The organism is Tumebacillus avium, from assembly GCF_002162355.1.
GTDB lineage: Bacteria > Bacillota > Bacilli > Tumebacillales > Tumebacillaceae > Tumebacillus_A > Tumebacillus_A avium.
On the sequence record NZ_CP021434.1, the window covers coordinates 2,386,458 to 2,401,237 of the forward strand.

The following is a 14,780-nucleotide window of genomic DNA, read 5'->3' on the forward strand; positions in this document are numbered from 1 at the left end:
CTTGTGTCGTTTGCCGAAAGGTGGGGACTGATTGAAAGATATTCATCGTAAACAAAGCACGAATAACCTTCAGCTACGCAAGAACTGAAGGTTATTCGTGCTTTTTATTAAATACTCGGCAGATGAGCGGCAGCGTGTCCGACCACGGGAGCAAGCGATCCAGCTCATGGTGATCATGAGGGTTCGCAAGGTTGGGCAGGGTCTCGAAGAGATAGGTCAGGTAGACCAGCGGATTTAACCCGTTCGCCTTCGCCGTCTCGACAAGACTATAGATCACAGCACTTGCCTTTGCGCCGCGTGGAGTATTGGCGAACAGCCAATTTTTACGTCCAATCACGAATGGTTTGATGGCGCGTTCACTTCGGTTGTTGTCGATCTCCAAACGCCCATCGAGCAAAAACGCCGCCAATGCTACCCATTGGTTCTGGCAGTACTTTATGGCCTGCCCCAGTGCGCTCTTCGGTAACGCGCGGGATTTTTGAGTCTGTAGCCATACCGAAAATTCGTCCAGTATGGGCCGACTGCGCTCCAAACGGGCCGTGTACCGTTCTTCCGGCGAAGCATCTTTCATCTCGCGTTCGATCGCGAAAAGACGATTGCAGAACTCGAGCCCTTCTTTCGCGGTTACAGCTGCGGTTCGGCTGGAGGCCGGCAATGCTTTCAGAGCCTCGTCGAACTTGCGGCGAGCATGTGCCCAACACCCGACCAGGGTTACGTTAGGAATCTTCTTATACCCCGCGTATCCGTCCACATGCAGGTAGCCGTGAAACTCGGACAGGAACTGTCGCGGGTGTTCGCCTGCTCGTGTCGGCTGGTAGTCATACACGATGATCGGATGACTGTTGCGCCCGGTACGGTAAAGCCAAAGATACGATGTGCTCTTGGCTGCCCGACCCGGCTCACGCAGTACTTGCAGGGTCGTTTCATCGGCATGCAGAATGTCTTGCTTCAGCATGTGCTCTCGCATACGATTCTCCAGCAGGCTCAGCCAGCGGTCAGCCGCATAGATCATCCAGTTGGCCATCGTTTGTCGCGACAGATTAACTCCGAGAAGCATGAGTTGCTGCTCTTGACGATATAAGGGCAAACCTTCCCCGTACTTTTGATTCATGATAAAAGCCAATGCGGATGGGGAAGCCAAACTGCCAGGATATACAGGTTGCGGCATGGGAGCTGTCAGCACGGGAGTGCTGATCTCCTCACGTTCACAACGGCGGCACGCATACACATAGCGAACATGCTTTAACACTTTTATTTGAGCCGGGATGATTTTCAGCTCTTGGCGAACCTCCGTGCTCATTTCATGGGTGGGACCACCGCAGCACGAGCAGACCTGCTCGTCTTCCGAGAGACGGTATTCCACCGTTTCAACCGGCAGGTTTTCAAGCAACTCTTCTCGCTGTCCGCGTTTCTTCTTGCGGACGTATTGAATCGTTTCTGCGGTCGGCTCTGGCACGGCAGTGGAGGATTCGGATTCCGCTTCGTTAAACAGTTCCAACTGATCCGCGTTTGTCCGCTCACTTGAGGCACCGAAACGCTTCTGTTGGCTGAGACGAAACTGTTGTTCCAACCAGTTGAGCTTAGCTTTCAACTCTGCGTTTTGCATTCCAAGTTGTATGTTCTGTTTTTGAAGTTCTTCAATGGTGGTTGGGATGGTTATTGTAGGTTTCATATTTTTTTCTTCGCCTTGAAGCTCCCATTCTCCTAGTGAGAACAAGAATTTTTTCATACTAAATCACCGTCTGTGCGGTGAGTTTCGGGTGTGCTTTTCGTTGCTGAAGCGACAAGCCATCCAGAAGCCACCGCAACTCTCTTCGACTGATCTGCATCGTTGGACCAGATGTCTCTTGCGGCCATTGGAAGGTTCCTCGCTCTAAACGGCGATAGTAGAGCCAAAAGCCGTTATGCTCCCAGTGTAGGATTTTAAGTTTGTCGCGTTGCCGGTTGCAAAAGACAAACAGGCATTGGGAGAAGGGATTCAGTTCGAAGCTCTCCTGAACCAAGGCGGCCAAACCGTCTATCGACTTGCGAAGATCCGTGTGGTCGCTGGCTAAGTAGACACGAGTTATGTCGGTTTCGTTTAACATATCGTTTGCAAGGCGAGGACGACATCCGCCAACAGGTCTCGATTGAAACCTGGCTTGACTTCGATCACGGCAGAGCCAATTTTGACCTGCAAGCAGGAGTCGGTTTCGTTGCTTGGCTGTTGGTCTGCGCAGACCTCCAACCAACGAGGTGAAGGCATCTCAGTGTTGGAAAGCTTGCGCAGCCAATAGTAGTACTGGCGAGGATTGATCTGATGAGTTGCACACCACGCCGCTACACTTTGACCGCTGGTGCGGCAGTCAGAGATTCGAGATTCCCATACAGCTCGAAGCTCGCTTCGAGTCATAAAAAATTCCTCCTCATTTCCGTCTGAGGAGGATTATCTCATGCTCTATGTTTCGTGTGGAGGTGGGGAGTATTAGACGCTTACGATGTTACGTCCACAAGTGCTACGAGCACATGCGTTATTTGTACCTGTTGCCACAAAAGGAGGTTGGTACATTACCTCTAAGTCGGGAAGTTCAAGGTAGGTCTGCTTCATTTTAGAATGTTGAGTATGCCGATGACTCATTTGTGAGTTAGAAATAATAAGCTATATGAAACTGACAAAAGACCTTTGCATAACTGCGCAAAGGTCTTTTTCCTGTGCTATGAACTCATACCTCACAAAGGTAAACCGCTTCGGAGTAGAGGCGGAGCGATTGCTTCCACCGATCACACAACCCTTCCCACACGTCCTCTTGGAAGTCGGGCGCAGTGAGGAGGTCGAGGGGGACGCGGAGGTTGAGGAGGCGGCCTTGGACGATGCAGCGGGTCACACCGGCCGGCATGACTTGGTTGGCGGTGACGAGGGCGTCGAGCTCTTCGACCGTGGTCGCCGGGTAGCGCAGGAGCACATGGCCGGGGGACGGGATCGAGACTTCGCCTGCGGCGATGCGTTGGACGGAATGGTCACGGCAGTAGGAGGTGACGATTTGGTGCCACGCGTTTAGGCGAGAAGATGGGTCGTCAGCGGCTGACGCCGGGTAGAAGAAGTACTCGGTGCCTGTCGAGTCGACTAGGGTGGCGACAGGCTCAATCGCAACCAGATTTGCTGATTCGGTGTTCAGAGTTTGTGCAAAATCGGCTGTCAGTAACGATACTGATTCAGCAGTCAGCGAAGTTGCTGTTTCAACTCGCAACAGCGGATCTTGCAAGAGCTGATCCAGCCAATCCCCGGTCGGAACGACATGATGCCAGCTCTCTAATTGAAAGAAATCATCATGCACCAGCTGCACGACGCTGCGCAGGCAGCCGAGCTTTTGCAGGGAGCAGGTGCGGTGGGCGCCGTCGAGGATGAGGTAGCGGCCGTCTTTCATTTTCGCAGCGAGCGGCGGGTTGCGCAGGACGCCTTCGACGAGGATGGACTGGCAGGTCTTGTCGAGCCGGACACACTCGTGGGTCTCATGCAGGCAGAGCTGATCCATGTCGACGACTTTTAACTGGGAGATCGCATCATACATGATCGTCACCTCCAAGGTAGATATGATCTGGGTGCGGGTGGCTCAGGAAATCGTGGTGCGAGATCGACCAGCCGTACGCGCCCGCATACAAGAACAGGATGACATCGCCGATCCGCAGGTTTGGCACGGTCACGTCAGACGCCAGGACATCTTTGGGCGTACAGAGCTGGCCAACGACGGTCAACTGCTGGTCTTCCACACCTTTGCGCTCGAACCCATACTCCCAACGCTCACTCGGCACGACGACGAACGGATGGTTGTGCTGCCACGAAACGGGCAGGCGGAAGTGCTGGGTGCCGCCGCGGATGATGGCGTAGGTTTTGCCGTGGTTTTCTTTGATGTCCAGCACTTCGACCGCATAGTAGCCGCAGGACGCGGTGTTGTATCGACCGCATTCGAAGAGGACGGTCATGTTTTCCGGCAGGTTGGCTTCGAGCATTGGCTGCAGCCCCCCGACGAACAAATCCCAATCAAACTGATCTTCCAAATCCGCATAGTTCACGCCGATTCCGCCGCCCGCATTCAAATACGAAAGCTCAAGGTCATGTTCCGCTGCCCAGCCTTTGATGCGCTCGATGTAGTACTTGACGAGCTTGACATGCTCGGCGGCATTGAGGTTGTTGGAAAGCGAATGCAAGTGGAAACCTTCTAACTTCACATGCGGCAGGCTCTTAGCGAGCTGGATCGCTTCCGCAATCTGCATCTCATCAATCCCAAACTGGGTCGGACGGCCGCCCATCGCCAGGGTCGCGGTCGGCAGCGGGCCGCGCAGGTTGACGCGGAGCAGGATCGGCATGACGGTGTCGCGCTTGGCGCAGAGCTCGTTCAGGCGGCGCAGTTCGTGCATGCTTTCGACGTGGATCAGGGAGACGTTGTGCTCCAGCGCACCGATCAGCTCTTCGTCCGACTTGCCCGGGCCGCCGAAGATGATCGGGGTGTCTTGAGAAACGGAACGCACTTTGCGAACTTCGCCGATCGACGCGACTTCGAAGCCGTGGACGATCGGGGCGAGCGCGCGGAGGATCGGGAGCTCGGAGTTGGCTTTGATCGCGTAGAAATAGCGCGTGTTGGCCGGCATCGAATCGACTCGCGCCTGCACATGCGCGCGCAGATGATCGAGGTCGTACAGGAAGGCGCAAAACGGTTTGTCGCTTTCCAGTTTGGCGGTTTGGATGTAGTCGGCGATTTTATTCATGGGGTGGGTACCTCCGTGGGGATCAGGTTGTGAAACGTTTTCCGATGCGCATTAAGGGCGCGAAACGAGATGCCCCGCTCATCGCCGAGCACAAAGGCGCGGACGCCGCTCACATACAAGGGCTCGATATCGTCTGCAGAACGCGGGATGGCGCAGTAAGGAACGCCGTGCGCTTGCGAGCGTTTATGCACGTGGCGCAGCGCCGTCTGCACCGTTTCGCTGCGGGTCTGCCAGGGCAGGCCGTAGGATTGGGACAGGTCGGCTGAGCCTTCGAGGATCATGTCGATGCCGGGGACGGACAGGATCTCGTCGATGTTTTCCACGCCGGTGCTGCTTTCGATCATCGGGATGACGAGGATCTCTTCATTCGCTCGTTTCATATAGTCGACCAGGCTGCTTTTGCCAAACGCGCCGGGACGGCCGCCGTTCAGACTGCGCATGCCTTCCGGGTAGTAGCGGGAGGCGCGGACGATCGCTTCGGCCTGCTCTCGGGTCTCGACGTGCGGGACGACGATGCCCATGGCACCGCCGTCGAGCGCGCGGAGGATCGTTTCTTTGCTGGAGTCGGCGACCCGCACCAGCGGCGTGATGTCCAGCGCTTCGGCGGCACGGATCAGATGTTCCAAGGTCTCGGGGTTGACCAGCACATGCTCGGTGTCGAGGATCACAAAATCATAGTCGGCCAGCGCGATCATCTCGACCATCACCGGATGAGGAACGGAGCAAAAGAGGCCAAACGCGGGGTGTCCCGCCTGCAGCTTCTTTTTCAACTCATTCGGTCGCAGCATATGCCTTCACTTCCTCTCTTTTCAGAAACGACAAGGATAACGGATTGGGAACTTCCTGAATGCGAATCTCCGTCTCCGGGTAGAGGCGGCGCTTGGTCAACTGCTCGACATAGGAGGTCTCTGCGAACAGGTCAAACAGCTCGAAACGCTCTTTCATCGCCGGAAAACGTGCCTGATACGCTTCGATCACGCCGCGCAGGAGCATCCAGAACTTCGCTTCGTCATAACCAAAATGGCGGTCGAGCAGCAGCGCAAGTTCGCCGAGGTTGACGAAGAAAAAGGCATCGTGCATAAAGTCGCGCACGTGGATCAGATCGTCCGTCTCCAAGAACGAGTTGCGGTTGACGCGCTGGTGCGCTTCCGGGGTGGCGAGCAGCGCCGGGATCGCATCGGGGTCAGCAACGTGTAACGGAGAGAAGCGGACGCCGTCGTGGAAGTCTTTCAGCGCAACGCGGACCGGGCGGCCGTTTTCATGCACCAGCACCATGTTTTGCGCATGCGTTTCTAAAGCCAGACCGTGCGCGTAGAGCAGGTGCAACACGGGCAGGACCGTTTTTTGGAACAGGTCGGTCAGCCAGGTTGTGATGCCGTATTTCTCAATCCACGGCGCGATCAACGGCGTGCCGTCGAGGTCGAGGGCGGTCAGGCCGTTGTAAGGCACCGCTTCTTCTCCGGGAGCTAGGAAGTTGTGAATGCTCTCCCGCCAGATGCAGCCGAGGATGCCGTAGGTGACGCTTTGCACGAGGTCGGACAGCGGCTCCGGGTTGTAGGTGACGCCCAGCACTTCGCCGAGCAGGATCAGGCGGGACTCGTCGCGCAGGAAGGGGTCGTTTTCCGCGATGCCTTTCAGCCAGTCGGTCACTTTCGGCGCGTTTTGCACGGTGTGCGGCGCAAGGACGCGGCCGGTCGAGGTGTTGACGATGCTCATCGAGAGCTTGAGGTAGGCGCGCTCCGGTGCTGTCGCGTTGCTCAACGTGCGGATCGACTGCTGCGGGTGGTAGGCGTCTTGGGACGCGCCGAGCAGGATGATCTTGCCTGTGCGCAGTTTGTCGTGGAACGCGGACTGGATGCGATTTTCCCACTGCCACGGATGGGCAGGTACGAAATAGTAGTCAGCCGGGTCGAAGCCTTGCGCACGGATGGTGTCATGGAAGCGCTGCACTTGTTCAGCACCAAGTTCTGTTTTCCAAAATTCAGCCAGGTCGATGCGCTGCGAGGCAGCCAGACGCGTCTCAGCGGTATGTACGGCAAACCAGACCGGGCGAACATCCGGGCGCGTCTCCGGGCCGTACTGGTACTGGTCTTCCGCATCAAAACCCATGCGGGACTTGTAGCTCGGATGGTAGGGGTGGCCGTCCATCACATACGATTCCAGCTCGTCATACGGGCGGTCTGCAAAGCGCAAGCCCTGCTCATGGCGGAAGTGCTGAGCCAGCGCGTCGTTAAACAGCGTCTGCTCCAGCTCCCGGCAAAACGCGGCCAGACGGTCCGGGTCGGCGCCGAGGTGCTCTTGCACGTCGATCATGAACTGGGTGAGCGATTCGGCTTCTTCTCCGTTGCGAAGCACAGGCTCCGCAGTCAGTTCAATGCGCCCGAACGTATGCGTGCGCTTGCCGTGGCAGGTGTAGGTCACGCCGTTGCCTTGAATTTCAAACTTCCCGCCGTTTTCAAGCGGCTTCAACAGACCTTCGTAAATCAAACCTTGCACAAGCTGGCGGAAGATCCGGCGTCTGACGTTCACGTATTGCTCCGACTGCAGGGCCGGGATCAGGGATTGATGGGACTGGCTCATTGTGTCACCTCGCGTTTTTGAAAAAGGGGATTGGGAATCTCAACGTACAGCGGCGTTTCACCGCGCTCTTGGAATCGGGAAATCAGATTGGCTTTCGCTGCAAAATGCGGCGTGGTCAACAGGCTATGCACCCCGCGCAAAGCACGCTCCGACGCAAAACCGGCATGGCTTTGGATCGTATCGGCCACCACCGCCCACAGGTCGCCTTCCGAAACTTCGGTATCGTGCGCCAACGCATGGAGCAAGTGGCCGGTGTGGTTGACGAGGATGTAGTACTTGAAACGGTGCCACGCCTGCGCGTCCTCATACAGCGCCACGCTGTCTGCCGTCAGCACATCGCCTGCTACCTCGCGGGAGACGGAGACGCCTTCCAGGTCGCGGACGTAAAAATGGGCCGGCCAGCCGTGGTCAAGCGTGACCATCGAGTTTTGCACATGCGCTTCAGCGCTGTACCCGTGGCGGAAAAACAGGTCGAGCAGCGGGAGCAGGGAGATCTCCACATACCGCTTCAGCCAGGCTTTTACAAAATCAGCATCGAGCGCCGCGCCGCGCACTTCTGCGGCTTGCTCAACAAAACGGTACAGGGGTGCTGTCGTTTCACCGGGGCGCGTTTCCAGCAAGGAGGCTACCACGACGGGCGTCTGTGCATCGTCGTGTTCAGTGCGAACCGGATTTTGACGGAAGATGACCGCAAAGCTTTCGATCAGCTTCATCCGTGTTGCTTCGGGCAAATGGGAGGCAACCAGCGTCCGATAGCCCGCCTCGGCCAGAATTGTAAAACCTTCATACGGCAGAGGCCGCAGACTTTCCGTATACGTGGCCGCGTCCAGCGTGCGCTCCAACTGGTCGAGCGGGTTGACGCGGATGAAGTTGGTGATGCGGACGTTCAGCGGGAGTTTCAGATACGCTGCCAGCTCCGGCGACCAGACCGTTCTTACCGACGAGGTCGGATGCACCGGCACGCCGAGCGCACCGAGGTAGACGAGCTGCCCGCTTTGGATCAGTTCCTGCACTTCCGGCCAGGTCAAAAGGTGTTTGGCCTGCCACGGATGGCACGGGAGCAGTTGATAATGCTGGCGGTCGAAGGACAATTTCAGATGCGCTTCTTCCAGCAGTTCGGTCGGGAAGGGGGGATGCCGGTGCCTTCGACCCACGCTTCCTGCACCAGTTCCGGCGCGGCGGCGAAATAGCAGAGCGTAAACGAGGCGTGCAGCTCCGGCGCGTACAGTCCGAGATCGTCTGCCGAAAATCCTTCCGAGCTCTTCGGTGTCGGATGGAACGGATGCCCAAACACGAGACCGCTTTCCGCCCGCTTCGTGCGCTCGCCGCCGGTCAGTTCCCAGAGGTTCGCGCCGTACTCCGTGTGATGCTCGACGAACCGGGTCGTTTTTTCAATCGAGTTCTGCACTTGTGCCACCAGATCGGCGACGCGGCGGCTGCGCGACGCGGCGTCCGGGTCGCGCTGGCCGACTTCGGTCAGCAGAGGTTCGGCCAACAGCGCACCGTCCGCTTCCTGAAGCGGGGAGTCTTCTGTTTGCAGCCAGAAGCTTTGGCCGTAGCGGTGATGTCCGAACAGGGAGGTGTAGGTGACCGCGCCGTAAATGCGCGTGTGTGTCGTCGGCAGTTCGAGGCAGAACGGATGCCCTTCCGCTTGCATCGCTTCCAGCACAAGCGCAGGCAGCTTTGCAAGACGCGGGTCGTCAGCGGCGAGGACGGGTGCCGTTTGACCCGTCTCGCGTAAAAAGGTGTTCAGGAGGCGTTCGGCAGCAGCAGAAGTTGCTGCCGAACGGGCCTGGTTGAGTTGAATAGCCATCAGAATCCCCCCTAGTACAGGTTCAGGCGGGTGCCTGCGTTTTCGCGGACTGCGCGCTGGTATACTTCGTGAGCGGAAGCGATGTCTTCGATCGCGAGGCCCATCGGGTTGAGCAGGATGATCTCGTCTTCATTTTCACGGCCCGGTCTGGCACCGGTCAAAATCTCGCCGAGCTCGGCATGCAGTTTTTCGCGGGAGAAGGTGCCTTCGAGCACGAGCTGGTTGATCACTTTTTTCTCGCGGTTGCATTGATCCCAGTCGTCGACGACCACTTTGTCCGCTTTCAGGAACACTTCTTTTTCCACGTCCATGATCGAGATGTTGGAGACAAACGCGCCTTTTTTCAGCCAGGAGAACGGGATGTACGGCTTGTCGGTGACGGTGCAGGTGACGACGAGGTCGCCTTGGCGGACGGCCGTTTCTGCATCGGGGGAGACGATGACTTGCAGCCCGGCGTGTTTTTCGGTCAGTTCATTGGCGAGACGGCCGGCCGCTTCCGGGTTGAGGTCGAACAGGTGGATCGTGGTGATCGACGGGAACTGTTCGAGCAGGGATTGCAGCTGCATTCTCGCAATGATGCCGGAGCCCATGCAAGCGACGGTGGTGAAGCCTTCGCGGGCCAGGTATTTCGCCGCCAGCACGGTAACGGCTGCGGTGCGCATGCCGGAGATCAGCGAGCCTTCCATCACGGCGATCGGGTAGTTGGTCTCCGGGTCGTTCAGCACGATCAAGGCGGACGCACGCTCCATGCCGCGCTTTTGCGGGTTGTCAGCTTTGGAGCCGATCCACTTGATGCCCGACACTGGCGCTTCGCCGCCAACATACGCGGGCATGGCGATGATGCGGTCGGCGATGTGGCCGTTTTTCTCATCGACGCGCAGGTAAGGCTTGAGCGGTTGGACGATGTCTTTTTTCGCGTGCAGTTCGAGGGCGTTGCTCAGGGCTTTCACGTACAGGTCGGAGCTGCCTCCGCCGATCGAGATGATGTCTTGCTTGCTCAGGTAGAGAATGGACGGGTTGTTCATGATTGTGGTTCTCCTCTCAGGGTTGAAGTTCATAGGATTTAGATGGTGTTGGTTGGGACAGGTCTAGTGGCGGCGCAGGGTCTGCACCCAGTCCGCGTCATACACGGTGTCGAGATAGCGGTCGCCGCGGTCGGGCAGGATGACGGCGATACGCGCCGTTTCCGGCAGTGTCGGCAGGATTTTCTGGAGTGCGGCGATCACCGAGCCGGACGAGCCGCCGGCGAAGATGCCTTCTTCGGCGAGCAGTTGGTTGCAGCCGGCGACCGACTCAAGGTCATCGACATGCACGACTTGCTGGATCTCTGCCGGGGTGAAAATTTCCGGCACACGCGACGCGCCGATGCCGGGCAGTTCGCGCGGGCCCGGTTTGGCGCCAAAGATGACGGAGCCCACCGCGTCGACGGCGATCACTTGCAGCTGCGGGAACTTTTCGCGCAGACGGCGGGAGATGCCGAGGATCGAGCCGGTGGTCGAGACCGGGGCGATCAGGTAGTCGAGCGCGTCGAGGCTCTCGGCGATCTCTGTGCCTGCGCCGTGGTAGTGCGCCTGCCAGTTCAGCTCGTTGGCGTATTGGTTGATCCAGTATGCGCCGGGCACCGTCTGGATCAGCTCTTGCACGCGGTCGATCCGCGTCTGCAGGTAGCCGCCCGCTGCGTCGGGGACGCTGACCATGTCGATGTTCGCGCCGTATTGGCGGATGATGTTCAGGTTGGTCTTGGTGATCTTCGGGTCGACGACGGCGGTGAAGCGCAGGCCGTACAAGCGGGACACCATAGCCAGCGCGATGCCGAGGTTGCCGGAGGTGCTTTCGATCAGGTGCGTGTCTTTGCTGAAAATTCCGTCGGCCAAGCCTTTTTCGATGATGTAGCGGGCGGGGCGGTCTTTCATGCTGCCGCCCGGGTTCATCAGCTCCAACTTGGCATATATGTCATGGCTTTTAAACAGCCTGCTGAGCTGCACGAGCGGCGTGTTGCCGATGCAGTCGGCGATCGAGTTCAGGGCCGGGCGAATGCGCTCCGGCGTAAGTATGGAGGATGCGGTCAAGGTGGACACCTTCCTTTTCGTTGCGGGAATGAGAATCATTATCACACCCAACTTATATTGAATGATAACGATTCTCATGTCAATATATTTGTTACTGAGAATTGTTATCATTGACATTTGTTTGATGTTCAAGTACCATGCAAATGAGAATGATTCTCTTTGATAACGAGAGCCCGGAAGTGAAAGGGGACATGAGGATGAAAAATCGAGCGACCGGCGTTTCTGCTGCAGGCAGGCTCGAGATGGAACGCATGGCGGAGGAGCAGGTGTTGCTCGATCTGATCGGGGCATTGCTTACGGAAAATGTTTGCGGGATCGCAGACGCTGCTGTGGAAGTCATGCAGGATGAGGAACTGTTTTTGCGCGTGGACCTGGAAGGGGAGCGGCGGTATCTGCTGGTGCCGGTGCGTCCGGGGTTCACGACGCGTTATATATGCAGAGGGGCCGATGTGGTGGAAGTGCAGGCCGGGGAATACGGCGCGGGTGTGAGTGCGCGGTTGAACCCCCTGCAGCTTTTGCGCCGTGTCGGGGAATTGGCACAGGTCAGAGGCGAGAAGTTGCCGGGCTTGGAAGGGTTTGCGCGGGATGTGGAGACTTCGTTGGTACATACAAGGCTGTCGTTGGAGGCGGTGTTTGGGCAAGGGCTAGCGGAGCCGGATGTGCAGGATGTGCAGGATGTGCAGGCAGTGCAGGCAGTGCAGGCAGTGCAGGCAGTGCAGGCAGTGCAGGCAGTGCAGGCAGTGCAGGCAGTGCAGGCAGTGCAGGCTGTTGACCCGTTTGCATCGTTTGCTGAGGCTGAACGCTATGCCGCGTTCCGAGATCGCCCGTTTCATCCGACCGCCCGAGTGAAAGGCGGTTTTGATGCTGAAGAGTACCGCCAGTACTGCGCCGAGTACGGCGGGGAAGTCGTGCTGCGCTGGCTGGCGGTGAGAAGAGATGTCGTGCTGGCGGGGGCTAAGGCGGGAAAGGGTACGCAGTCGGAAGCAGAAGGTGAATTGCCGGATGACGCAAATCGGAGAACGGCTGACTGGAAGAAGAGCGATGTGGGCTGCGAGAAGTCAGAGATTTCTCAAGTGGGCAACTTGCGCCGATTGCATGCCGATGTTGCAATGCCGGTGGAGCCCGCTGAACTGATTTTGTCTCAGGAAGAGCAAGTGCAGCTCTGGAACGCTTTTGCAAAAGCGGGCATTTCCCGCGCGGACTACCTCGCGCTTCCAGTGCATCCGTGGCAGTACGAAAGGGTGGTGCTGAAGGAGTTTGCACCGGAGATTGAAAAGGGCGTGTTTGCGCCGCTGGAGTATGCGGGCGGGAGGTTTACAGCCACTTCGTCGGTGCGGTCGCTGGTGCCGGTGGCCGACACGCTGGATCACGTGAAAGTGCCGATCGGCATCACGTCGCTTGGGGCGATGCGCTTTTTGCCGGCTCTGTACATGCTGAACGGGGAGCGGGGGCAGCGCGTGCTGTCTGACGCGATCCGCGCGGATGAGGTGTTGGGGCGGACGCTGCAGCTGTGTGACGAAGGCATCTGGTGGGCGTATGTTGTGCCGGGCAGCGACCTGTTCGAAGACCGTCCGCGCCATGTATCGGCGCTGATCCGCCGTTTTCCGCAGGAGGAGCAGTTGATTCCAATGTCGGCGCTGTGCGTTTACGGACTGCCGAACTCCAAAGATCATCTGTTCAACACCTGGCTGGCCCGGCGCGGGGAAGCGGTCACGCCTGACTCGATCCGCAACCTGTTTGGCGAAGTCTGCGCCACGTTCCTGGACACCGCCCTGCGCCTGCTGCGCCTCGGGATGCTGCCGGAACTGCACGGGCAAAACGTCGTGCTCGTGTTAAAAAACGACCGGGTGCAAGGCCTGCTCCTGCGCGACCACGACACGGTGCGCCTGCATCTGCCGTGGCTGGAAGCGGCTGGACTGCAAGACCCCGGCTACATCGTCAAGCCGAACCGCCCGAACTCGCTCTACAACCAAGCGCCCGAAGCGCTGGTCTACTACCTGCAGACGCTCTGCATCCAAGTCAACCTCTACGCCATTCTCGACGCGCTCTCCCGCACGTACGGAATCGCCGAAGAGGAGCTCTGGCTCGTGCTGCGTGAAAAATTAGACTCTGCGCTCTCCGACGTTCCGTTCACCGCTGAACAGCGTCGTGTTCTGCACCAACAGCTCTTCGAAACTGCCGAATGGCCGACCAAACTCCTGATCACGCCGCTGCTCCAGCAGGACGGCCCGGCTGGCGGCAGCATGCCCGCAGGCATCGGCGCGGCGGTCAATCCGTTCCGGCAACAGGCGGTCAAGGCGGTCCGGGCATGAGTTCGAGCATGAAAGCATCCAATTGGCTCTGGAACTTCCGCGTGCTGTGGAGCGCGCACTTTTTCTCGGTCGCGTCGCTGACCGTGCTGGCGCCGCTTTTGCCGTTTTACCTGAACGAGATCGGCGCAGGCGACACCAAACAAGTCCTGCTCTGGAGCGGCCTCGCCCTCGCGGCGCCTGCCGTCTCCTACTCGCTGACCGCCCCGCTCTGGGGCAAGCTCGGCGACAAATACGGTCGCAAATTGATGGTCGTCCGTGCTTTGTTTGGCTTGGTACTGACCCTGCTCTTGATGTCGATCGCGAAAAGTCCGTTTGAGTTCTTCCTTTACCGCCTGTTCCAAGGCGCATTCGGCGGTGTTGTCGACGCGGGCGCGGCATTTGCCGGGTCGCAAGCGCCGGAGGACCAGCGCGGCCGCGTGTTTGGCAAGTTAGAGAGCGCCGTCTCCGCAGGCTCCTTGATCGGGCCGCTGCTCGGCGGACTGCTCGTCAGCTTCTGGGGATTCAAACCGCTCCTGCAAGGGCTGGCTGTGCTCGTCGCGCTGATGGCGGTCGCTGCGATCTTCCTTTTGCATGAAAAACGGAGTCGGGAAACGACCGAAACCGAGGCGTATGAAACGTCCTCCGGCGTCTTCCGCACCTTGCAGTCTTTCCTGCGGTCGCGCCGTCTGGTCGCGTTTCTCATCGGCGGACTGTGCGCCAATGTCGCTGCGTACGGACTGGTTCCCGTCTTTGCGCCGCATGTGCAGAACCTGACCGGCGATGGGGAAAACGCCGCCGCCTGGGTCGGGATGCTGCAAGCGGTGATGTGGGGCACCGCCTTGTTTGGCGCGGCCTGGTGGGGCAGACGCAATGACAAAGCTCCTGTCGAACGCAATTTTGCCTGGGCAGCGCTGCTCTGCGGCATCGCCGTCATCCTGCAGGCAGTGCCGGAAAAAGTGGAGTGGCTGTTTGCCCTGCGCATGCTGCAAGGGTTCGCTTTTTCCGCGCTTCTGCAGTCCGTGTTCTTAGAAATCTCGAAAAGCTCCTCCGCCGCCAATCGCGGCGTGCGGATGGGCAGCGCCTCGTCGATCCTCGTCGCCGGACAGGTCGGCGGCGCGATGCTGGGCTCGACGCTCGGCGGTTTTTTGAGCGCGCCGTACGTGTTCCTTGTACTCGGTTCCGTGCTGATCTTCGGCGCGGTTGTGGTGAAATTTGCCGGTCATCTGCCGAAAGTGTCTTCTTTGCGCTACGGCGGCGGGGTCTTTAAACGATAAAAATGGTTGA

At 58.5% G+C, this 14,780-nt stretch carries 13 protein-coding genes; 2 read left to right on the forward strand and 11 right to left on the reverse strand.

Translation table 11 applies throughout. The features are described from left to right. Positions 1-91: 91 nt before the first annotated feature. From tnpC to sbnA, 11 genes are all read right to left on the reverse strand, one after another. On the reverse strand, positions 92-1,672 hold the full coding sequence (gene tnpC, locus CBW65_RS11365; protein WP_087459205.1) for an IS66 family transposase: 1,581 nt from the start codon (positions 1,670-1,672) through the stop codon (positions 92-94). A 58-nt stretch (positions 1,673-1,730) separates the two neighbouring features. Further along, on the reverse strand, positions 1,731-2,087 hold the full coding sequence (gene tnpB, locus CBW65_RS25350; RefSeq protein WP_087456916.1) for an IS66 family insertion sequence element accessory protein TnpB: 357 nt from the start codon (positions 2,085-2,087) through the stop codon (positions 1,731-1,733). Further along, entirely contained in the window at positions 2,081-2,392 is a 312-nt protein-coding gene (tnpA, locus tag CBW65_RS11375) for an IS66 family insertion sequence element accessory protein TnpA (protein WP_087456917.1), read from the reverse strand. The genes tnpB and tnpA overlap by 7 nt, the downstream gene beginning before the upstream one ends. A gap of 310 nt (positions 2,393-2,702) precedes the next feature. After that, positions 2,703-3,548: a ParB N-terminal domain-containing protein gene (locus CBW65_RS11380; RefSeq protein ID WP_087456918.1), complete on the reverse strand. Its 846-nt coding sequence runs from the start codon at positions 3,546-3,548 to the stop codon at positions 2,703-2,705. Next, positions 3,541-4,743: a type III PLP-dependent enzyme gene (locus CBW65_RS11385; protein ID WP_087456919.1), complete on the reverse strand. Its 1,203-nt coding sequence runs from the start codon at positions 4,741-4,743 to the stop codon at positions 3,541-3,543. Before CBW65_RS11385 ends, CBW65_RS11380 begins: the two co-directional genes overlap by 8 nt. Next, positions 4,740-5,531: an HpcH/HpaI aldolase family protein gene (locus CBW65_RS11390; protein ID WP_087456920.1), complete on the reverse strand. Its 792-nt coding sequence runs from the start codon at positions 5,529-5,531 to the stop codon at positions 4,740-4,742. The genes CBW65_RS11385 and CBW65_RS11390 overlap by 4 nt, the downstream gene beginning before the upstream one ends. Then, on the reverse strand, positions 5,515-7,323 hold the full coding sequence (locus CBW65_RS11395) for an IucA/IucC family protein (RefSeq protein ID WP_087456921.1): 1,809 nt from the start codon (positions 7,321-7,323) through the stop codon (positions 5,515-5,517). The genes CBW65_RS11390 and CBW65_RS11395 overlap by 17 nt, the downstream gene beginning before the upstream one ends. Next, positions 7,320-8,477 (reverse strand): IucA/IucC family protein, encoded by a 1,158-nt coding sequence (locus CBW65_RS25075; RefSeq protein ID WP_087456922.1) that lies wholly within the window; start codon positions 8,475-8,477, stop codon positions 7,320-7,322. The genes CBW65_RS11395 and CBW65_RS25075 overlap by 4 nt, the downstream gene beginning before the upstream one ends. Beyond that, on the reverse strand, positions 8,417-9,136 hold the full coding sequence (locus CBW65_RS25080; protein WP_087456923.1) for an IucA/IucC family protein: 720 nt from the start codon (positions 9,134-9,136) through the stop codon (positions 8,417-8,419). The genes CBW65_RS25075 and CBW65_RS25080 overlap by 61 nt, the downstream gene beginning before the upstream one ends. 11 nt (positions 9,137-9,147) lie before the next feature. Beyond that, positions 9,148-10,161, reverse strand: a complete 1,014-nt coding sequence (gene sbnB / locus CBW65_RS11410; RefSeq protein WP_087456924.1) for a 2,3-diaminopropionate biosynthesis protein SbnB — start codon at positions 10,159-10,161, stop codon at positions 9,148-9,150. 63 nt (positions 10,162-10,224) lie between these two features. After that, complete coding sequence (sbnA, locus tag CBW65_RS11415) at positions 10,225-11,205, reverse strand: 2,3-diaminopropionate biosynthesis protein SbnA (RefSeq protein WP_269768015.1); 981 nt, start codon at positions 11,203-11,205, stop codon at positions 10,225-10,227. A 197-nt stretch (positions 11,206-11,402) separates the two neighbouring features. Here sbnA and CBW65_RS11425 point away from each other — a divergent pair, with 197 nt between their 5' ends. Then, complete coding sequence (locus CBW65_RS11425) at positions 11,403-13,517, forward strand: IucA/IucC family protein (protein WP_157721897.1); 2,115 nt, start codon at positions 11,403-11,405, stop codon at positions 13,515-13,517. Beyond that, positions 13,514-14,770, forward strand: coding sequence for an MFS transporter (locus tag CBW65_RS11430; protein ID WP_157721898.1), 1,257 nt, complete (start codon positions 13,514-13,516; stop codon positions 14,768-14,770). The genes CBW65_RS11425 and CBW65_RS11430 overlap by 4 nt, the downstream gene beginning before the upstream one ends. Positions 14,771-14,780: the final 10 nt, after the last annotated feature.